The organism is Nonomuraea maritima (assembly GCF_900100395.1).
Classification (GTDB): Bacteria; Actinomycetota; Actinomycetes; order Streptosporangiales; family Streptosporangiaceae; genus Nonomuraea; species Nonomuraea maritima.
This window is the reverse complement of record NZ_FNFB01000003.1, coordinates 316,589-334,954: the sequence shown is the minus strand read 5'-3', so window position 1 is coordinate 334,954 and position 18,366 is coordinate 316,589. Positions and strand designations below refer to the sequence as shown.

The following is an 18,366-nucleotide window of genomic DNA, read 5'->3' as shown; positions in this document are numbered from 1 at the left end:
CGCGCCGCGCGGCCGGGCCCGTCAGGGGCGGGGGTCGGCGGGGTGAGGGGCCGGGCGGCGGTCGAGGGCCTGGATCCACTTGACCGCGACCGCGGCCACCTGGACGAGTTCGGCCCGCAACAGCTCGGGGTCGCACTCGGCGAACGCCTCCCGCACCTCCTCGGCCAGGATGTGCCGCCAGGTCAGCCTCCCGGCCCTGGCGGCCGTCTCGGTCTCCTGGCGGGCGCGATCCGACTCGGCCTCCGCGCCGTCGCCGCCGGTGCCGTCCGGCAGGATCTGCATGCCCCACCTGGCGTCCTGCGCGGCCCGCTCGGCCGCCACGTCCTCGAGCGCCCGCGCCAGCGAGCCCGGCACCCCCGCGTCGCCGTCATGTGTCATGCGCCCAGTCTGGACCATGATCATTTAGAGCGGGACGGAAGCCCGGCCCCAGCGCCGTACGGCCGGAGCAGGCATGGTCGCGGAAGGCACGGGCGATCGGGGTGAGCCGGTCGCCGGCCGGCCAGCTGACGCCGATCGTGCGGAACACCCGCGGCTCCAGCGGGATCTCCACGACGTCCGCCGCCGACGGCTGGTCGGAGCGGGGCAGGACGGCCACCCCCAGCCCGGCGGCCACCAGCCCGCGCACGGTCTCCGACTCCTGGCACTCGAACGCGATCCGCGGCTCGAACCCGGCCGCGGCGCACAGGTCGTCGGTGATCTGGCGCAGGCCGTACCCGGGTTCGAGCGTCACCAGTTCCTCCCCCGCGAGCTCCGCCGCCCCCACCCGCCGCCGGGCCGCGAGCCGGTGCGACGACGGCGCCGCCAGCACCAGCTCCTGGTCGGCGAGCGGCCGGCTGACCAGGTCGGGGTCGTCCAGCGGCATGGGGGCGGCGAACACGAGGTCCACCTCGCCCTCGCGCAGGGCGCGCAGCACGTCCTGGCGGGAGCCCTGCACGAGCGCGAAGCGGACGCCCGGGTGGCGCTCGCGGAAACCGCCGATGAGGGACGGCACCAGCGTGCGTCCCAGCAGGTGCAGGAATCCCAGGACGACCCGGCCGCTGCCGGGGTCGATCTCCTCACGCACCTCGCGGGCGGCGGCGGACACGGCCGCGAGCGCGCGCGTGGAGGCGGCGGCGAGAGTGCGGCCGGCCCTGGTCAGCCGGATCCCGCGTCCCGACGGGAGCGCCAGCGGGGCGCCGACGATGCCGGCCAGCGCGGCGAGGCGGCGGCTGGCGGTGGGCTGGGGGATGCCGAGCAGTTCCGCCGCGCGCGTGACCTGGCCGGTCTCGCCGACGGCCGCCAGCAGGGCGAGCGACGGGGCCAGCCGGGCGGCCAGCTCCTCATCCGATTCATACGTCACAGTATGAATTATCGGCTATGGGCGCATTGGACGTATTCTTCCGTGCTGCCTAGCGTGAAGAAGGTGGTTACCGTCCAGGATGTTCGCGTCGACACGCGGCGGGTGAGTGCGGCCGTCGCGGCCGCCGGGCTGTCGTCGTTCGCCCTGCTGTACGCACCGCAGCCGGTGCTGCCGCAAATGGCGCGGGCGTACGGGCTCGACCCCGGCAGCGCGTCGCTCGCGATCGGGGTGGCGACCACCGCGCTGGCCGTCGCGGTGCTGCCGCTGGCATGGGCGGCGGGCGCCGTCGGGCGGCGGCGGATGATCCTCTGGTCGGTGCTGGTGGCGGCGCTGATCGGGCTGTCACTGCCGCTGGCGCCGTCCTTCCCGGTGCTGCTCGCGCTGCGGGCGGTGCAGGGGGTGGCGGTCGCCGGGTTCGCTGGAGTGGGAGCGGCGTACCTCGCGGACGTGCTCGGGACGGCGCGGCTGCCGACGGCGGTGGGCGCGATGATCGCCGGCAACTCGGTCGGCGGCATGCTCGGCCGCCTCGGCGCGGGCTTCGCCACCGGCCCCCTCGGCTGGCACGGCGCCCTGCTCGCCGTCGCCGCGGTAGCCCTCGCCTGCGCCACCTTCACCGCCCTCACCCTCCCCCGCGAACCCCGCACCACCACCGCACCCGAGCGCGACCTCCTCCACCCGGCGCTCCCCCGCGAACCCCGCACCGCTCAGGCGCTCGCCGAAAGGGGCGGCGCGATGGGGGTGCGGCGCGTGGGTCCCCGGGGTGGCTCGCGGCCGCGGCTGGGGGCGGCGATCGTGACGCCGATCCTGGTCGGCGGGCTGGGGATGGGGGCGTTCGTCGCGCTCTACAACGCCGCCGCGTTCCGGCTGTCCGCGCCGCCGCTCGACCTGAGCCCCGCCGCCGCCTCGCTCGTCTTCCTCTCGTACGCGATGGGCACCCTCACCTCGGCCGCCGCCGGCCGCCTGGCCGCCCGCCTGGGACGTACGCCCGCGGTCGTCACCGCGCTGGCCGTCACGGTGGTGGGCAGCCTGCTGACCGCGCACCCGTCCCTGCCGGTGATCGTGCTCGGGTTCGCCGTGCTGACGGCCGGGTTCTTCGCCGCGCACGCCGTCGCCAACGCGTGGGCCACCGCCGAGGCGCCGCCCGCCGCCCGGGGCCGCGCCGCCGGCCTCTACACCCTCTGCTACTACCTGGGCAGCGGCGTGGGCGGCACGGTGGGCGGCATCGTGTACGGCCACGCGGGCTGGTCCTGGCTCGTCGGCCTGACCTCCGCGTGGCTGCTGCTGGCCGCCCTCGCCGTGCTGGTGGCGCGCCGCCGTCCCGTACGGGTGGCCGAGGCGACCGGCTGAGCTCACGCCGGCAGGCTCTTCACAGCCGGCCTGACGCGCCGTCGGCATCGTCTCGAGAGGGTGGATCACGACGCGTCCTTTCGCCGTGGGCGCACCACGGCCGGCCTAGGGGGTCTTGCGGCGGTAGGTCCGCATGGCGAAGGCGTACGCGACGACGAGGATGCCGGCGCACCAGGCGAGGGCGACCCAGATGTCGGCGCCGACCGGCTGCCCGGTGAACAGGGCGCGGATGGCGTTGACGATGGAGGTCACCGGCTGGTTCTCGGCGAAGGCGCGCACCGGTCCTGGCATGGTGGCGGTGGGCACGAACGCCGAGCTGAGAAAGGGCAGGAAGATGAGCGGGTAGGAGAACGCGCTCGCGCCCTCCACGGTCCTGGCCGACAGGCCGGGGATGACGGCGATCCAGGTCAACGCCAGGGTGAACAGGATCAGGATGCCCGCCACCGCCAGCCACGCAGACACCCCCGCCCCCGACCGGAAGCCCATGAGCAGGGCCACGAGCATCACGACCGCGAGTGAGACGAGGTTGGCGACCAGCGAGGTCAGCACGTGCGCCCACAGCACCGACGACCGCGCGGTCGGCATCGACTGGAAGCGCTCGAAGATGCCGCCCTTCATGTCCATGAACAGCCGGTAGGAGGTGTAGGCGATGCCCGAGGCGACCGTGATGAGCAGGATGCCGGGCAGCAGGTAGTTCACATATGAGCCCGTCCCCGTGCTGATCGCGCCGCCGAAGACGTAAACGAACATCAGCATCATGGCGATCGGCATGACCGCGGTCGTGATGATGGTGTCCGGACTGCGCGCTATATGGCGCAGTGACCGTCCCAGCAGGACGGTGGTGTCACCGAGGAAATGCTTGCTCATGGCGGCTCGTCATCCCTTCGTGCCGACGAGGGCGAGGAAGACGTCCTCGAGGGTCGGCTGCTTCTCGACGTATTCGACCGTGGCGGGCGGGAGCAGTTTCCTGAGCTCGGCCAGGGTGCCGTTGACGACGATCCGGCCCTCGTGGAGGATCGCGATCCGGTCGGCGAGCTGTTCCGCCTCGTCCAGGTACTGCGTGGTGAGCAGCACCGTCGTCCCCCTGTCGGCGAGCTCCCTGACGGCCTGCCACACCTCGATGCGGGCCTGGGGGTCGAGCCCGGTGGTCGGCTCGTCGAGGAAGATGACGGGCGGATCGCCGATCAGGCTCATCGCGATGTCGAGGCGCCGGCGCATGCCTCCCGAGTACGTCGCCGCCCTCCGCCCGCCCGCGTCGGTCAGCGAGAACCGTTCCAGCAGGTCGTCGGCGATCTCCCCTGGATTCTTGAGGTGCCGCAGCCGGGCGACCAGCACGAGGTTCTCCCGTCCGGTGAGAATCTCGTCAACGGCGGCGAACTGCCCGGTGAGGCTGATCGACTCGCGCACGTCCGCCGCCTGCGTGGCGACGTCGAAGCCGTTCACGCGCACCGTGCCCGCGTCGGCCCTGAGCAGCGTGGACAGGATCCGCACGGCGGTGGTCTTGCCGGCTCCGTTGGAGCCGAGCAGGGCGAAGATGCTGCCCCGCGCCACCTCGAGGTCCACGCCGCGCAGCACGCGAAGCTCCTTGTACGACTTCTGCAGGCCGCACACCTGGATCGCCGGGGCGGGCTGGGTCGTCATCACTCTGTCCTGTCCTGTGGTGGGGTGGCGCCGATGGCGCGGTCGACGGCGCTGGTGAACCGGTGGCGTTCGCGGGCCCGGTACTGGCCGAGGGGGTAGTTGGACATGAAGGTCTCGACGAACTCGATGGGGTCGTCGCCGAAGATGTCGCGGATGGGGGTGGCGTCGGCCGCGCTCCGCTCGAACAGATCCGCGAGGTCCTCGTACATCTCCATCGCGCCGGAGCCGTCGACCGGCCCGAAGTGCATCAGGTAGCGCTCCAGGGCCTCGACCGCGATGCGGTAGTTCTCGGGCAGCCGCTTGATCCGTGCCTTGTACTGCCGGTAGCGCTTCTTCTCCTCCAGTGGTCCGGTGACGATCTCCAGGTACTGCAGATAGCGGTTCTTCGGCTCGTCCGACCCTGTGGTCATGTCTCCTTGCCTCCTCAGCGGGGCTCTGCCGGCCGTTCGGCCAGGAAGCGCCGGGTGCGCCACCTACTTGGTGGTACCGAGTACCAGTACAAAGTAACACTGACTACCGGTACCTAGCAATACCGAATAGCTGGAGCGTGCAGGTGCGGGGCGTGGTGATCGCTGTGCGCGATCGGTGAGCTGTTCACGGCGTCCACCATCGCCGAAGGCGCTGACACCGGCCTGTTGCCGTACTGACACGGCAACGCGGCAGGGGCGTCCGTTCGCCGTGCCCGATCGCAGCGGGCACGGCCTGACAAAGGTGCGGGCGCGGCGGCAGGCGGAGTGTCGCCGGACAAGGACTCCGCCCGGCGGATGTCACTCTCCGGCCGCGCCGGCCTTCCCGCCGATGGACTCCTGGTAGATGTCCGCGTACGTGCGCGAGTCCTTGATGAGGTCGTCGCAGAAGGCCGCGACGTCGGTGCCGATGAGCTCCAGGACGCCCCTGCCGCCCGCGACGCCCTCCTCGAAGAAATCGAGGATCCCCTCGAGCAGGTCGCTCGATCCGACCTTGAGAAGGTACTTCTGGGATCTCCTTGTAGACGATCCGGTAGTCGGGCGGGAGCGCCTTGACCCGCGCCATGTGCGCCCGCCACTGCCTCTTGCCCTCGACGATGTCCTGGATGCCCACGTCAGCCTCCCAGCCGGCCCAGCTTCTTCGCGACGTTCCTGTTGAGCTGCTCGCGCCACCGGTCGCGATGGCTGCGAGCCCCCTCTCCGCCGGCCAGCGCCGCGCAGAAGCCCGCGATGTCGTCACCCAGCACCGCGCGAACGCCCTGCCCATCGGCCGCCGTCTCCTCGAGCAGCCCGAGAGCACTGTCGAGAATCGGCATCAGCTTTCGACCCGTGAAATCCGCGTACGCGAAGAGATGACCTTTGATCTCTTCCCACGCCGCCCGATGGTCGGCGGGCAGCGCCTCGGCACGGACTTCGAACGCCTTCCAATCCCTGGTCAGGTCGCTGCCTGTCACGGCCTCCCAGACGTTCATCTCCCGCCCTCCCTGAGCTTCTCGATCCGGGACGTGACGTACTCCCACTTCTTCCAGAACGTCGCGAGCCTGTCGCGGCCCGCGTCGTTGAGCGCATAGAACTTGCGCGGCGGGCCCACCTCGGAGGGCCGTTTCACCACCTGGACGAGCCCGTTCTTCTCCAGCCTCAGCAGGATGGTGTAAACCGTCCCCTCGACGACGTCGGCGAAGCCGAGTTCGTTCAGCCGGCGCGTGATGGCGTACCCGTACGTCTCCTCGCTGCCGATGATCTCCAACACGCAGCCCTCGAGGGTGCCCTTCAGCATCTCCGTCAGGTCGTCCACCATGGCCCTCTTCATCCTGGTACCTTGTACCACCGAGTACCACTACACGGTAGCACGGAGTAGTAGTCAGGGGCAGTGCCCGTCAGGCGGGCGTGGTGCGTGCGAGGGCGTCGGTCAGCCACAGGTGCGTCGCGCCGAGCGTGGCGCGCTCGCCGCTCACCTCGCCCACCAACCGCCAGTAGCGGCGCAGCCGGGGATCCGGCTCGGCCGCGGCGACCAGCTCCCGGCGGAACGCCGGCGAGTCCGCGCGCCGCCGGGCCGTGGCGTGCGCGGCCACGAACCGGTCCAGCTCGGGCCCCTCCCGCGGCGGCTCTCCGGCCAGCACGAGGGGTTCGGCCAGTGCGCACGCCTCGCCGACCCCGTACAGCAGGCTCTCCTCGTCGTCGATCACCTGGAGGCCGGCCAGGGCCGCGGAGCGCAGGGCGCCCGAGAACGCCCGGTCGGCCGTCAGCGCGACCATCTCCGCGTACGCGACCACCTGCGCCGGCGTCGGGGCGACGGGCGGCTGGGGCACGGCCATGGTCACGAACGAGGTGAAGACGCCTTCGGGAACGGGGGCCACCCTCTGTCGCCGCCAGAACTCCACCAGCGTGTCGCGGGCGACGACACCGTCCTCCACCCCGGCCAGCAGGTCGAGCCGGGCTGCCCGGTCGGCGGGGCCCGCCGACTCCACCGCGCTCAGCGCGGCGCGCCGCCAGGAGAGACCGGCGAGCCGGACGTCCAGCGAGGCCCGCTCGGCGGCCACGGCCTCGGCCACGGAGCTCTCGCCCGCCAGCACCCGGGCGATCGCGGTGAGCCCGAGGCCGAGCCCGCGCAGCCGCCGCACCATGCCCAGGGTCTGCACCGCCGCCCGGTCGAACCTGCGGTGGCCGCCGGTGCTGCGCACGGACGCAATGATGCCCTCGTCGCAGTAGAAGCGGACGGTCCGCACCGAGACCCCGGTCAGCCGGGCCAGTTCACCGATCCCGATCGTGTCCTCGCGCAACGGCACTTGAACCTCCAGTGGGCTGGAGTTCCTACGGTAATCGCGACGAGAGGAGTGACGTCATGATGGCGGAGGACCTTCAGGAGCAGACTGCCGCGCTGGCGCGGGCGGCCGTCGCGGGCGACCCGGACGCGACGGTACCCACCTGCCCCGAGTGGCGGCTGCGCGACCTGGTGGCGCACATCGAGCAGGCGCTGCGCTGGGCGGCCGAGCTGGTGCGCGCGGCCGCGCCGCTGCCGATCCCCGACCCGCGCGCGGCCGACCCTGGCGCGATCGGCGGGTGGGAGCGCCGGCTCGCCGACGGCGCCGAGGAGCTGATCGAGGCCGTACGCGACGCCCCCGGCGACGCCCGGGTGTGGTCGGTGCTGGGGCCGGTGCCGCCGGCGTTCTGGCTTCGCCGGATGCTGAGCGACGTCACCGTCCACCGCTACGACGCGGCGGCCACGACCGGCGCCGGGTTCGAGATCTCCCCGCGGCTGGCGGCCGACGTGATCGGCGAGGGCATGGAGCTGCTGTCGGCCCCCGAGGCGGAGGCGTTCAAGCCGGACCTCGTCGAACTGCGCGGCACGGGCGAACGGCTCGCCGTCCGCCCGCACGCGATGGACGGCTGGCTGGTCACCAGGACTCCGGACGGCATCCGGGTGGCACGCGGGAACGCGGGCGCGGACGTCACGGTGTCGGGTCCGGTGACGGAGCTGATGCTCGTGCTCACCGGACGGGTGCCGCCCGCCGAGGGCGGCGTGGCCGGTGATCGAGGTCTGCTCGACCACTGGCTGGCCTGCACGAGGTTCTGACTGCTACAGCTCGACGTGGGTGTCGGGGTCGCCGCCGGTGCGGCCGGAGCCGTCGAGGGCGTTCATGCGGTCGAGTTCGTCCGGCGAGAGGCTGAAGTCGAACAGCTCGTAGTTCTGGCGCATCCGTTCCTGGTCGGACGACTTCGGGATGGGCACCGCGCCCATCTGGGTGTGCCAGCGGAGCACCACCTGGGCGGGCGTGCGGGCGTGGACGGCGGCCAGCTCGGTGACGACGGGGTCGCCGAGCAGCTTGCCGGCGCGGGCCAGCGGGCTCCACGACTCGGTGACGATGCCGTGCTCGGCGTGCCAGGCGCCGAGCTCGCGCTGGGCGAAGCCCGGGTGCATCTCGACCTGGTTGACGACCGGCCACACGCCGGTCTCCGCGACGATCCGCTCGATGTGCTGCCGCGTGAAGTTCGACACCCCGATCGACCGCGCCAGCCCCCGCTCCCGCAGGTCGACGAACGCCCGCCAGGTGTCGGCGTAGAGGTCGCGCTCGGGCAGCGGCCAGTGGATGAGGTAGAGGTCGACGTAGTCGAGGCCGAGCCGAGTGAGGCTGTCCTCGAGGCCCTGGACGGCGGCGTCGTAACCGTGCTGGGAGCCGCGCAGCTTCGTGGTGACGAACAGGTCCTCGCGCGGCACGCCCGACTCCCTGACGCCCGCCCCGACGCCCGCCTCGTTGCCGTACGCGGCGGCGGTGTCGATCAGCCGGTAGCCGAGCTGGGCCGCCAGGACGACGGACTGGCGGGCCTCCTCGTCGTTCATCGGCCAGGTGCCGAGGCCGATGCGCGGCATGGAGCGGCCGTCGGAGAGCTTGACGGTCATGGTGAGCTCTTCCTTTCCTCGGGAACCCGGAGCGCTGCCACCTTACTCCGAGCGTTCCGGTACGGATTTCCGCCATCGAGGTCGGCGGTCCTCCCCCATGGTGGGTGTCCTCCCGGCTGCCTAGCGTGGCGAAGCGTGATCGAACTCAAAGGCTTGACCAAGCGGTACGGCGATCGGCTCGCGGTCGACGACCTGTCGCTGGAGCTGAGACCGGGCGCCGTGACGGGATTCCTGGGCCCGAACGGGGCAGGCAAGTCGACCACCATGCGTCTGGTGCTCGGCCTCGACCGTCCCTCGGCGGGCACGGCGCTCGTCGGCGGGGTGCCGTACCCCCGCATCAAGGACCCGCTGCGCACGGTGGGCGCGCTGCTCGACGCGCGGGCGCTGCACCCGGCCCGCAGCGGGCGGGCGCACCTGCTCGCGTTGGCCCGAAGCAACGGCATCCCCCGGCGGCGGGTGGAGCAGGTGCTGGAGACGGTCGGCATGGCGGACGCGGCCGGCAGGCGCGCCGGGGCGATGTCTCTCGGCATGAGCCAGCGGCTCGGCATCGCGGCGGCGCTGCTGGGCGATCCTGAGGTGCTCATGTTCGACGAGCCGGTCAACGGGCTCGACCCCGACGGGGTGCGCTGGGTGCGCGGGCTGATGCGCTCGCTGGCCGCCGAGGGCCGCACGGTGTTCGTCTCCAGCCACCTGATGAGCGAGATGCAGCTCACCGCCGACCATCTCGTCGTGATCGGCAAGGGCCGTCTCATGGCCGTGATCGACGTGCGCATGCCGCCCGCGCACAAGGACGACGGGTTGCGCGCGGCGCTGGAGATCCGCGAGAGGCTGCCCGGCGTCGGGGTGCTGGTGCTGTCGCAGTACGTCGAGCAGCACTACGCCGCCCGGCTGCTGGCCGGCTCTCCCGAAGGGCTCGGCTACCTGCTGAAGGACCGCGTCTCGGAGGTCGCCGAGTTCCTCGAGTCGCTGGAGCGGGTGCGCGCGGGCGGCACCGCGTTCGATCCTGAGGTGGTGCGGCAGCTCCTGGCCCGCACCACCCACGCCGACCCGCTGAGCCGGCTGAGCCCGCGCGAGGGCGAGGTGCTGCGCCTGCTGGCGGAAGGGCTGGTGAACGCGGCCGTCGCCGAACGCCTGCACGTCTCGCTCAGCACGGTCGAGAAGCACGTCAACGCGATCATGGACAAGCTCGACCTGCCCCGCCGCGTCCTGGCCATCCTCCGCTACCTCGAAACCTGATCCGGCACGCCAGGTGCCTGAGTGGTGGGCTGCCGTCAACGGCGCAGGCCGTCCACGACGACGGCGAGCATGCGCTGGGGGCGGTCCGCTGTGGTGGGGACCTGCTCGTTGACGAGGACGATGCCGTGCACGACGAGGAGCAGATCTCCCAGGTCGACTCCTTCCCGAACTTGTCCCGCGGCCTGGGCGCGCGCCAGCAGCTCGGCGCCGGCTCGCTTCATCTGGTGGCAGCTGGTGTTGACGTCCGTACCCTCCTGCAGCTTCGCGCTCATCACGCTGGCCGCCAGGCCGCGCCCGCAGGCGCCGCTCACCAGGTGTGACTGCAACCAGGTGAGGAACGCTTCGAGCGGGTCCTTCGCGTCGAGCAGCGCGACGGCTTCGTCTCGCAGGCTGTCGGCGATCCGCAGGAAGACCGCCTCCTGAAGGTTCCGTCGCTCGGGGAAGTGGCGGTAGAGGGTGGCGATGCTGACCCCTGCGCGGCGCGCGATCTCCTCCAGCGACGCGTTGGCGCCGTGCTCGTCGAAGACGGCGTCGGCCACGTCCAGGAGTTTCTCGTAGTTGCGCCGCGCGTCGGCGCGCATCCGCCGGGCCGCGGGCGCCGTCCCGGTCTGGCTCCGCATGTCGGTGAACCTCCAGTGTGGCCTCCGGTTGCAATCGGAGGCATCCTACCTTTAGAGTCAAACGTAGGGTTCCTACGATTATGGATCGACGCCCTCGATGGCGCGTAGCGCCTGGTCAACAACCCCTTCAACCTCGACATCTGGAACTCAGTCATGCCACACCACCTTCTGCGGGGACACGTCGCCCTCGTCACCGGTGCCGGATCGGGAATCGGTCGCGCCTGCGCCCTTGGCCTCGCCGAGGCCGGCGCAACCGTCGCCGTCACCGACCTCAACCCCGACACCGCCCGGCAGACCCACGAACTCATCGCCGAGCAGGGCGGCTCATCGGCCGCCTACACCCTCGACGTCACCGAGGACAGTGCCTGGGAGGCGGTGCTCAACGACGTCCGCGCCACGTTCGCGCCGGTGATCGTACTCGTGAACAACGCCGCGCTGAAGGCGTCGGTCGCCGGGGACGGCGGCCTGCTCGACACCCCCGTGCCCGTCTGGGACCGTGTCTTCGCGGCGAATCTGCGCGGACCCATGCTGGGCGCCCGTCGGGTGCTGCCTGACATGCTGGAAGCGGGCACCGGCTCGATCATCATGATGACCTCGACGTCGGCCCTGCACAGCGTCGCCGGCTTCGCCACCGCCTACTCCTCCGCGAAGGCCGGCATGATCGGCCTGACCCGCATGATCGCGGCGACCTACGGCACGCAGGGCGTACGCTGCAACGCGATCGCCCCCGGTGTGATCATGCTGGGCGACGACACGGCCAGCCAGGAAGCCTTCCGCGAGTCCAGCGGCGGCCTCACCCAGCGGCCAGGACGCCCCACCGACATCGCCTCCACCGTCGTCTTCCTCGCCGGTCAAGCCGGCGAGTACATCAACGGACAGGTCCTCGTCGTCGACGGCGGCCTCACCACGCACATGCCCGGGCTGTCCAAGAAGGCCCGCGCCTGACACATTCCGCAGGCCCCCGCGTCGGCCTCACCGCGGATCACGTCGCCATCATTCCTGCGCATCCCTCATGGAGCTTCTCATGAACATCGTGGACGGCCAGCTTCACGCGAACCAGATCGGTCCGCACTGGCAGACAGCCGACCTGGAGACCACGCTCAACGCCACGGTCGTCGCGATGGACGCCGTCGGCGTCCACGCCGCCGTACTCGACGAGTTCACCGGGCTCGACGACAACTACCACATGCTGCCCGGGAGTTACCACGCCAACGGCGCATGGCGGCCGGAGCGGCCCTTCTCCGAACTCGCCGCGGCCACCTACCCGGACCGGTTCGTGTGGTTGACCCGCGTCGACCCCCACGACCCCGACCTCGAGGAACAGGTTGCCCGCGTGCACGCGAAGCCAGGCTGTGCGGGCATCCGCGTGCATGCCGGCTTCGACGGTGGCGTGTGGCGGGATCCGTCCTTCCTCCAGGGCGGTTACAACGATCTGTTCGCCGCCTGCGAGGCCCGGCAGGTGCCCGTGTTCATCATGATCACCCCACGGCTGGACACCCTTGAGCCGTACCTGAAGCGGTTTCCCGAACTGCCGTTCATCATCGACCACATCGGCGTCAGCTGGCCGGCCGCCGACGCCTCACCGACCGAGCGGTACGCCCGCCTCGACCCGGTCCGCGCGCTGTCGCAGTACGGCAACGCCTACCTCAAGTGGTCACATGTCGAGCGGCTCGCCGCCGAGCCGTACCCGTACCCGGACCTGATGCCGCACTTCCGCAAGGTCGTCGACGCCTTCGGCGCCGAGCGGATCCTCTGGGCGAGCGACCACACGCAGGCGGTCAAGTCCGGTCTCTCGCCTCACCCGGCTCCCTACTCGCACAGCCTGCACTACCTCCTCGACTCTGACGTGTTCTCCGCCGCCGAGAAGGAGTGGCTGCTGGGCAGGACGGTTCGTACCGTCCTGAACTGGCAGCACTGACCCCGACGCGACCTCCTGCGGGCGCTTCTGCCGAAGCCGGTGCGGAGGCGGAGGGCCGGCCATAAGATTCTCGCCCACTGGCGACGAATCGGTTGAGAGGTCATGTGTTCGGGATCATTCGCCCGTGCGGTGCGCACGGGTGCCCGTCGTTGCGCGAGGCGTGGCGGGCTCACCTGTGCGGGCTGTGCCTGACGCTGCGCGACGGGCACGGGCAGGCGGCGCGGCTGGCGACCAACTACGACACGTTGATCATCTCGGTGCTCGCGGAGGCGCAACTCCCGTCCGGGGCGCCGCGCCGTACGGCGGGGCCGTGCGCGTTACGGGGCTTGCGCCGAGCCGAGGTGGTCGACGCGCGGGCGCGCGGCGCCCGGCTCGCGGCGGGCGTCTCGCTCATGCTGGCGGCGGGCCGGATCCGCGACCACGTGGCGGACGGCGACGCGGCGTTCGGCACCGCCGGGGCGCGCACGCTGCTCGCCACCCGGTGGGAGGCGGCGGGCGCCCGCATGGCGGGCGCGGTGGGGTTCGACACCGAGCCGCTGTCGGGGACGGTCGCCCGCCAGCTCACCCTGGAACGCCGCTGCGCCGACGGCGGTCGCCGCGGACCCGACGCGCTGCTGGAGCTGACCGCTCCGACCGAGGACGCGGTCGCGGCGGCGTTCGCGCACACGGCGGTGCTCGCGGGCCGGCCGGACAACGCCGCCGCGCTGGCGGAGGCAGGCAGGTTCTTCGGCCGCGTCGCGCACCTGGTGGACGCCTACGAGGACCTGGCGGAGGACGAGGCGCGCGGGGCTTTCAACCCGCTGACCGCCACCGGCACCGGCGCCGCGGAGGCGCGGCGGCTGTGCGACGACGCCGCGCACGGCCTGTCCCTCGCGCTGGCCGAGGTGCGCTTCGAGGACCGTCACCTGGTGGACGCGCTGCTCGGCACCGAGGTCCGCCGCGCGGTGGAGCGCGCCTTCCGCGCCCCCGCCCCCGCCGCCGAGCGGCGGCAGCGGCCGGGACGGCTGCGCAGGTGGTGGGCCGGTGGGGCGATCCTGCTCACCTGCGGCCTGTGGCGGCCGGAGTGGAGCGAACTGAACGGCGAGCACTGGACCGACCGCTGCTGGGTCACCCGCCATGCCGACAACTGCACCGACTGCTGTGACTGCTGCGACTGCAGCAGCTGCGTCAAGTGCTGCTCCTCCTGTTCGGACGGCTCTTGCTGTGGCGGCTGCTCCTGCTGTGACGGCTGCTCCTGCTGTGACGGCTGCTCCTGTTGCGACTGAGCCACCCGGACCGCGTTCAGGCGTTCATCCACTCGGGGATGTCGTCGAGGAGCGCGCCCAGCTCGTCGAGCAGCTCCTCCCCCACCGTGCCGCCCGCCCGCGCCACCTCCTCCACCTGCCCGCACAGCTCGGCCTCGCGACTCGCGCCGACGGTCGCGCAGGCGCCCTTCAGCCGGTGCGCCAGCGCGGCCGCCAGCGCCGGGTCGCCGTCGCGCACCGCCCGGCGCAGCTCGTCGAACGTGCTCGCGGCGGTCGCCCGGTACGCCTGCGCCACGTCCGCCAGCGCCTCCGCCGACAGCCCCGCCAGCTCGGGGGGCAGCCCGGCGGAGGCCGTCCACTCCGGGATCCTGGCCAGCACCCGCTGCCAGTCGACCGGCTTGGCGAGGTGGTCGTCCATGCCCGCCTCGAGGCAGCGCAGGCGGTCCTCCGGCATGGCGGCGGCGGTCATCGCGATGATCGGGGTGTGGACGTCCTCGCGGGCCCTGATCTCGGCGGTGGCGGCCAGGCCGTCGAGCACCGGCAGCTGGCAGTCCATGAACACCAGGTCGTACCCGCCTGCCAGCACCGCCCGCACGGCCTTGGCGCCGTCCTCGACGCCGTCCGCCTCGTGCCCGGCCTGGCCGAGGACGAGCAGCGCGACCTGACGGCTCACCTCGTCGTCCTCCGCCACGAGGACCCGCACAAATCTGCGCACGTCGCCCGCCTGGTCGATCTCGCGCGGCTCGCCTGAGCGCTCCGCCGTGCCGAGGGCGTTCTCGACGGCGTTCTCGACGGCGTTCTCGACGGCGGCGAGCAGGCGCCGGCGGCTGAGCGGCCGGGTGATCGACTGCACCCGCTCCCCCACCGCGCCCGGCCAGGCGAAGGCCGCCCGTCCCGGGGTGACGACGACGATGACGCCGGTGTCCTGGAACTCCGGGTCGGTGAGGATGGTGTGGGCGAGCGAGCGCGACTCCCCATCGGCCCCCGTCGCGGGCTCCGCGCCGAGCTCCAGGGCGACCACCGCCAGCTCGTACGGGCTCCCGTCCCTGGCCGCGGCGCGCAGCAGCTCCAGGACGGACTGCTCGTCGCGTCCCTCGTCGATGCGCAGCCCCGCCCCGGCGAGGAAGCGCGCGGCGAGGGCCCGGTCCTGCGGGCGCGGGTCGGCGACGAGGGCACGCCGTCCCGCCAGCGCCGCGTGCTCCGGCTCGGTCCAGGTCAGCACGTCGAACGGCAGCGTCACCCAGAACCGGCTGCCCACGCCCTCGACGCTGTCCAGCCCGATCCGGCCGCCCATGAGCCCGACGAGCTGCCGGCTGATGGCCAGGCCCAGCCCGCTGCCGCCGGTGCGGCGCGTGATGGGCGAGTCGACCTGGCGGAAGACGCCGAACACGCGCTCGCGGTCGTCCTCGCCGACGCCGATGCCGGTGTCGGCCACCGCGAACCCGAGCACCGCCCGCTCCTCGCCCGGCGCGCCGTCCTCCAGCGTGACGTGCAGGTCCACGCCGCCCTTGACGGTGAACTTGAGCGCGTTGCCGATGAGGTTCGTCAGCACCTGGCGCAGCCGTTCCGGGTCGCCGCAGACCTGCCGGGGCACGCCCTCGTCCAGATGCAGCGTGAGCCAGAGCCCCTGCTCGTAGGCGCGCGGCGCGAACGGGGCCACCACCTCGTCGCACAGGCGCGGCAGGTCGAACGGCACCGCGTCGACCTGAAGGTGTCCCGCCTCGATCCTGGACAGGTCGAGGAAGTCGTCGAGCAGGCGCAGCACGTTCTGCGCCGACGACTGGGCGGTGCCGGCGTAGTAGCGCTGCTCGTCGTCCAGCCGGGTGCCCATGAGCAGGGAGTTCATGCCGAGCACGCCGTTGATCGGGGTGCGGATCTCGTGGCTGATCTTCGCCACGAACTCCGACTTCGCCTTCGAGGCGGACAGGGCCTCGTCGCGGGCGGAGGCCAGCTCGGCGGCGTAGCGGGCGAGGGTGGCCTGGGCGCGGCGGCGTCCGTGCTCGCTGCGGATCTGCAGCGCGAGCCCGATGAGGATGAGCAGGGCGAGCAGGGCCGCGACGGTGAGCACGTTGGCGCGGACCTGCTGGGCCCCGGCCAGCGCCACGGCCGTCGACACCTCGGCGGTGACCGTCCAGCCGATGCTCGGGATGGGCTCGGAGGCCGACAGCACCCCGCCGTCCATGCCGCCGTGCTCGCCGCTCCATGACTGCCCGGCGAGGGCGGCGTCCACCCTCGGGTCCTCGCGCAGCGAGGTGAGGGCGAGCAGCTTCCTGCCGGGGTCGGCGACGAGCACGCCGGCCCGGTCGGTGATGAGCAGCCGGATGTCCTGCGCCTCGGCGGCCTCCTCGGCGAACTCCTGGATGGCGTCGAGGCTGTAGACGACCGCGAGCATGCCGAGCATGCCGACGCCGTCCTGGCTGGGGATGGGCGCGGCCACCGCGACCGCCCGCGACACCCCGACCATCGTCGGCGTGTACGCCTGCGACACGTGCGCCTGGGGCCGGTCGCGCACGGCGCGGTACCAGTCGGTGCTGGTGATGTCCTGGGGCAGCACGGCCGGCGGCTCGGCCCCCAGCATGCCGCCCTCCGGGGAGATCATGATGAGGCCGCTGACGCCGTCGCGCATGCGCCGGAGCTCCTCCAGCCAGTCGGGCAGGAGAGCGTCGTCGGAGGCGCCCGCCGCCTCACGTACCCGGGTGCGCTGCGCGAAGGCGGTGACGAGCTGCTTGAGCGAGCTCATCTGCTGGTCGACGAAGACGCGGCTGACGGACGCGGTGGTCCTGACCCGGTCGCGGACCTCGTCGCGCATCGCGTTCTCCGCCAGGGAGATGCTGGAGGAGGTGAGCAGGGCCAGCGGAAGCAGTCCGAGAAGCGTCCACAGGGCCGTCACCGCGAGCAGCCATCGCACCGCCGTCCGCCCCTCCCTGCCCGACAACGGGTAACAGATTAGGTGGAAAGGCGGCCGAGCGCCTTTTCCCGCTGAGCAGAACGAGCAAAACTCGAAATTCCCCAATAAAACGCGCTTAAGCTGCAGAGATCTACTTTATGGACGAGGAGCGTGGCGGTGCCTGAGCTCAGGGACATCACCGTTCTCATCGTGGACGACGACCCGGTCGTCACCGCGGCCCTGCATGCCCAGGTCAACCGCGTCCTGCGCTTCAAGGTCGCGGGGATCGCCCACACCGGGCACGCGGCCCTGGCCGCGGCGAGCCGCTTCGCGCCCCGCCTCGTGCTGCTCGATCTGCACCTGCCCGACATGCCCGGCCTGGAGGTGGCCCACCGGTTACGCCGCCCCGACCAGCCTCCCGTCGACGTCATCGTCATCTCCGGACGCAAGGAGTCGGCGACCGTGCGCGCGGCCATGCAGCGCGGCGCCCTGCACTACCTGGTCAAACCCATCCGTACGGGCACCCTTGAGCAGACCCTGCTGCGCTACGCGGCCACGGCCGAGCAACTGGAGTCGGGCGGGCGGTTCACCGAGCAGCAGGAGATCGACCGCCTCTTCCGTTCCATGCACCACGACCAGACGGCCCGGCCCGGGAGCATCTCGGCGGCGACCGAGCAGGCGGTGCTGGACGCGCTGGCCGAGGTGGAGGAGGACGCCTCGGCCCAGGAGCTCGCCACGCTGATCGGCGTCAGCCGCGCCACCGCCCGCCGCTACCTGGAGCACCTCGCCGACCGCGGCCTCGTCGAGGGCCGTCCGAGGTACGGGCCCACCGGGCGTCCCCAGCACCGGTACCGGGTACGGTGACCGGCTTGCGCGTACTGCTCGCCGCGGTGCTGCTCTGCCTCCTGCCGGTCGGCTGCGGCGGGGCGAGTCCGTTCCCCGAGGGCTCCACGATGGCGCGGATCAGGGAGCGCGGGGTGCTGACCGTGGGCATCAAGTTCGACCAGCCGATGTTCGGCTACAAGGACCCGGTCAGCGGGCGCATCACCGGCTTCGACGCCGAGATGGCCCGGCTGGTGGCCAAGGACCTCACCGGCAGCGAGCGCAACATCAGGTTCGTGGAGACCGTCTCGCGCGAGCGGGAGAACTTCGTCTCCCAGGGTGTGGTGGACCTCGTCATCGCCACGTACTCGATCACGAAGACGCGTGCCCGGCGGGTGTCCTTCACCGACCCGTACTACTACGCCGGGCAGGACCTGCTGGTGCGGGGCGGCGACTCCACCATCGACGGCGTCGAGGACCTGGCCGGCAAGACCGTCTGCACGGCGAAGGGCTCCACCTCCGTCGAGCGGCTGCGCGAGGTGGTGCCGGACGCCGAGCTGGAGATCGTGGACGCGTACAGCATCTGCGTGCCGGCGCTGGTGGCCGGGCGGGTGGACGCGCTCAGCACCGACGACACCATCCTGCTCGGGCTGCTGGCCCAGCATCCGGCCGCGCTGCGGCTGGTCGGCAAGCCGTTCGGGCGCGAGCCGTACGGGATGGGGGTCCGCAAGGACGACACCCAGTTCCGTGACCATCTCAACGGGCTGATCGCCCGGTGGCTGCGCGACGGGCAGTGGGACCGCGCGTACATGGCCACCATCGGCGTCACCGGCGCAACCTCCACCTCCTCCCGACCGGCCACCCGCTGACCTCCGCCCGACTCCCACCGGTCCAGCCCCCATGACCTCGCGAGCACCCCCTCCGGCTGACGCCCGCCCGACCCCCGG

20 protein-coding genes are annotated in these 18,366 nt (G+C 72.2%); 8 read left to right on the top strand and 12 right to left on the bottom strand.

Annotation, left to right across the window (positions count from 1 at the left end; all coding sequences use genetic code 11):
• Positions 1-21 precede the first annotated feature (21 nt).
• On the bottom strand, positions 22-378 hold the full coding sequence (locus BLR04_RS08370; RefSeq protein WP_090761366.1) for a hypothetical protein: 357 nt from the start codon (positions 376-378) through the stop codon (positions 22-24).
• Positions 368-1,339, bottom strand: a complete 972-nt coding sequence (locus BLR04_RS08365) for a LysR family transcriptional regulator (protein ID WP_090761364.1) — start codon at positions 1,337-1,339, stop codon at positions 368-370. The genes BLR04_RS08370 and BLR04_RS08365 overlap by 11 nt, the downstream gene beginning before the upstream one ends.
• A 54-nt stretch (positions 1,340-1,393) precedes the next feature.
• Here BLR04_RS08365 and BLR04_RS08360 point away from each other — a divergent pair, with 54 nt between their 5' ends.
• The gene (locus BLR04_RS08360) at positions 1,394-2,686 is read left to right on the top strand and encodes an MFS transporter (protein ID WP_245740112.1); all 1,293 of its coding nucleotides are present in this window, start codon (positions 1,394-1,396) and stop codon (positions 2,684-2,686) included.
• A 105-nt stretch (positions 2,687-2,791) separates the two neighbouring features.
• Here the strand turns inward: BLR04_RS08360 and BLR04_RS08355 are convergent, their stop codons facing one another.
• The 7 genes from BLR04_RS08355 to BLR04_RS08325 all read right to left on the bottom strand — a co-directional run bounded on the left by BLR04_RS08355 (position 2,792) and on the right by BLR04_RS08325 (position 7,079).
• A complete protein-coding gene (locus BLR04_RS08355) occupies positions 2,792-3,553 on the bottom strand; it encodes an ABC transporter permease (protein ID WP_090761360.1) in 762 nt (253 codons plus the stop codon).
• Positions 3,554-3,562: 9 nt separating this feature from the next.
• Positions 3,563-4,327: an ABC transporter ATP-binding protein gene (locus tag BLR04_RS08350; protein WP_090761358.1), complete on the bottom strand. Its 765-nt coding sequence runs from the start codon at positions 4,325-4,327 to the stop codon at positions 3,563-3,565.
• Positions 4,327-4,737 carry a DUF1048 domain-containing protein gene (locus tag BLR04_RS08345; protein ID WP_090761356.1) on the bottom strand — a complete coding sequence of 137 codons (411 nt, stop codon included), beginning with the start codon at positions 4,735-4,737 and terminating at the stop codon, positions 4,327-4,329. Before BLR04_RS08345 ends, BLR04_RS08350 begins: the two co-directional genes overlap by 1 nt.
• A gap of 357 nt (positions 4,738-5,094) precedes the next feature.
• Positions 5,095-5,259: a DUF1048 domain-containing protein gene (locus BLR04_RS42260; protein ID WP_281191350.1), complete on the bottom strand. Its 165-nt coding sequence runs from the start codon at positions 5,257-5,259 to the stop codon at positions 5,095-5,097.
• 149 nt (positions 5,260-5,408) lie between these two features.
• Entirely contained in the window at positions 5,409-5,765 is a 357-nt protein-coding gene (locus BLR04_RS08335; protein WP_090761354.1) for a DUF1048 domain-containing protein, read from the bottom strand.
• Positions 5,762-6,088, bottom strand: coding sequence for a PadR family transcriptional regulator (locus BLR04_RS08330; protein WP_090761583.1), 327 nt, complete (start codon positions 6,086-6,088; stop codon positions 5,762-5,764). Before BLR04_RS08330 ends, BLR04_RS08335 begins: the two co-directional genes overlap by 4 nt.
• 82 nt (positions 6,089-6,170) lie before the next feature.
• A complete protein-coding gene (locus BLR04_RS08325) occupies positions 6,171-7,079 on the bottom strand; it encodes a MerR family transcriptional regulator (protein ID WP_218128765.1) in 909 nt (302 codons plus the stop codon).
• A 56-nt stretch (positions 7,080-7,135) separates the two neighbouring features.
• On the opposite strand from BLR04_RS08325, the gene BLR04_RS08320 reads away from it, so the two are divergent.
• A complete protein-coding gene (locus tag BLR04_RS08320) occupies positions 7,136-7,867 on the top strand; it encodes a maleylpyruvate isomerase family mycothiol-dependent enzyme (RefSeq protein WP_090761350.1) in 732 nt (243 codons plus the stop codon).
• Between the two features lie 3 nt (positions 7,868-7,870).
• Here BLR04_RS08320 and BLR04_RS08315 read toward each other — a convergent pair whose 3' ends face one another.
• Entirely contained in the window at positions 7,871-8,692 is an 822-nt protein-coding gene (locus tag BLR04_RS08315) for an aldo/keto reductase (RefSeq protein WP_090761348.1), read from the bottom strand.
• A gap of 135 nt (positions 8,693-8,827) precedes the next feature.
• Here BLR04_RS08315 and BLR04_RS08310 point away from each other — a divergent pair, with 135 nt between their 5' ends.
• Positions 8,828-9,928 carry an ATP-binding cassette domain-containing protein gene (locus tag BLR04_RS08310; RefSeq protein ID WP_090761346.1) on the top strand — a complete coding sequence of 367 codons (1,101 nt, stop codon included), beginning with the start codon at positions 8,828-8,830 and terminating at the stop codon, positions 9,926-9,928.
• 35 nt (positions 9,929-9,963) lie between these two features.
• Here the strand turns inward: BLR04_RS08310 and BLR04_RS08305 are convergent, their stop codons facing one another.
• A complete protein-coding gene (locus BLR04_RS08305; RefSeq protein WP_090761344.1) occupies positions 9,964-10,548 on the bottom strand; it encodes a TetR/AcrR family transcriptional regulator in 585 nt (194 codons plus the stop codon).
• Between the two features lie 153 nt (positions 10,549-10,701).
• Between BLR04_RS08305 and BLR04_RS08300 the strand changes: the two genes are divergently transcribed.
• From BLR04_RS08300 to BLR04_RS08290, 3 genes are all read left to right on the top strand, one after another.
• On the top strand, positions 10,702-11,493 hold the full coding sequence (locus BLR04_RS08300; protein ID WP_090761342.1) for an SDR family NAD(P)-dependent oxidoreductase: 792 nt from the start codon (positions 10,702-10,704) through the stop codon (positions 11,491-11,493).
• 79 nt (positions 11,494-11,572) lie between these two features.
• Positions 11,573-12,466: an amidohydrolase family protein gene (locus BLR04_RS08295; RefSeq protein ID WP_176902998.1), complete on the top strand. Its 894-nt coding sequence runs from the start codon at positions 11,573-11,575 to the stop codon at positions 12,464-12,466.
• 149 nt (positions 12,467-12,615) lie between these two features.
• Positions 12,616-13,731, top strand: coding sequence for a DUF5685 family protein (locus tag BLR04_RS08290; RefSeq protein ID WP_245740111.1), 1,116 nt, complete (start codon positions 12,616-12,618; stop codon positions 13,729-13,731).
• A 16-nt stretch (positions 13,732-13,747) separates the two neighbouring features.
• Here the strand turns inward: BLR04_RS08290 and BLR04_RS08285 are convergent, their stop codons facing one another.
• Positions 13,748-16,618 (bottom strand): hybrid sensor histidine kinase/response regulator, encoded by a 2,871-nt coding sequence (locus BLR04_RS08285; protein ID WP_090761336.1) that lies wholly within the window; start codon positions 16,616-16,618, stop codon positions 13,748-13,750.
• Between the two features lie 156 nt (positions 16,619-16,774).
• On the opposite strand from BLR04_RS08285, the gene BLR04_RS08280 reads away from it, so the two are divergent.
• Both BLR04_RS08280 and BLR04_RS08275 read left to right on the top strand, forming a co-directional pair.
• The gene (locus BLR04_RS08280) at positions 16,775-17,461 is read left to right on the top strand and encodes a response regulator (RefSeq protein WP_090761581.1); all 687 of its coding nucleotides are present in this window, start codon (positions 16,775-16,777) and stop codon (positions 17,459-17,461) included.
• A gap of 5 nt (positions 17,462-17,466) precedes the next feature.
• Positions 17,467-18,288: a glutamate ABC transporter substrate-binding protein gene (locus tag BLR04_RS08275; RefSeq protein ID WP_245740110.1), complete on the top strand. Its 822-nt coding sequence runs from the start codon at positions 17,467-17,469 to the stop codon at positions 18,286-18,288.
• Positions 18,289-18,366: the final 78 nt, after the last annotated feature.

What these genes read in the sequence shown, in the direction of transcription:
- BLR04_RS08370 (WP_090761366.1), bottom strand. Translation starts at nt 378, where the DNA reads ATGACACATGACGGCGACGCGGGGGTGCCGGGCTCGCTGGCGCGGGCG.
- BLR04_RS08355 (WP_090761360.1), bottom strand. Translation starts at nt 3,553, where the DNA reads ATGAGCAAGCATTTCCTCGGTGACACCACCGTCCTGCTGGGACGGTCA.
- BLR04_RS08350 (WP_090761358.1), bottom strand. Translation starts at nt 4,327, where the DNA reads ATGACGACCCAGCCCGCCCCGGCGATCCAGGTGTGCGGCCTGCAGAAG.
- BLR04_RS08345 (WP_090761356.1), bottom strand. Translation starts at nt 4,737, where the DNA reads ATGACCACAGGGTCGGACGAGCCGAAGAACCGCTATCTGCAGTACCTG.
- BLR04_RS08335 (WP_090761354.1), bottom strand. Translation starts at nt 5,765, where the DNA reads ATGAACGTCTGGGAGGCCGTGACAGGCAGCGACCTGACCAGGGATTGG.
- BLR04_RS08320 (WP_090761350.1), top strand. Translation starts at nt 7,136, where the DNA reads ATGATGGCGGAGGACCTTCAGGAGCAGACTGCCGCGCTGGCGCGGGCG.
- BLR04_RS08315 (WP_090761348.1), bottom strand. Translation starts at nt 8,692, where the DNA reads ATGACCGTCAAGCTCTCCGACGGCCGCTCCATGCCGCGCATCGGCCTC.
- BLR04_RS08305 (WP_090761344.1), bottom strand. Translation starts at nt 10,548, where the DNA reads ATGCGGAGCCAGACCGGGACGGCGCCCGCGGCCCGGCGGATGCGCGCC.
- BLR04_RS08300 (WP_090761342.1), top strand. Translation starts at nt 10,702, where the DNA reads ATGCCACACCACCTTCTGCGGGGACACGTCGCCCTCGTCACCGGTGCC.
- BLR04_RS08295 (WP_176902998.1), top strand. Translation starts at nt 11,573, where the DNA reads ATGAACATCGTGGACGGCCAGCTTCACGCGAACCAGATCGGTCCGCAC.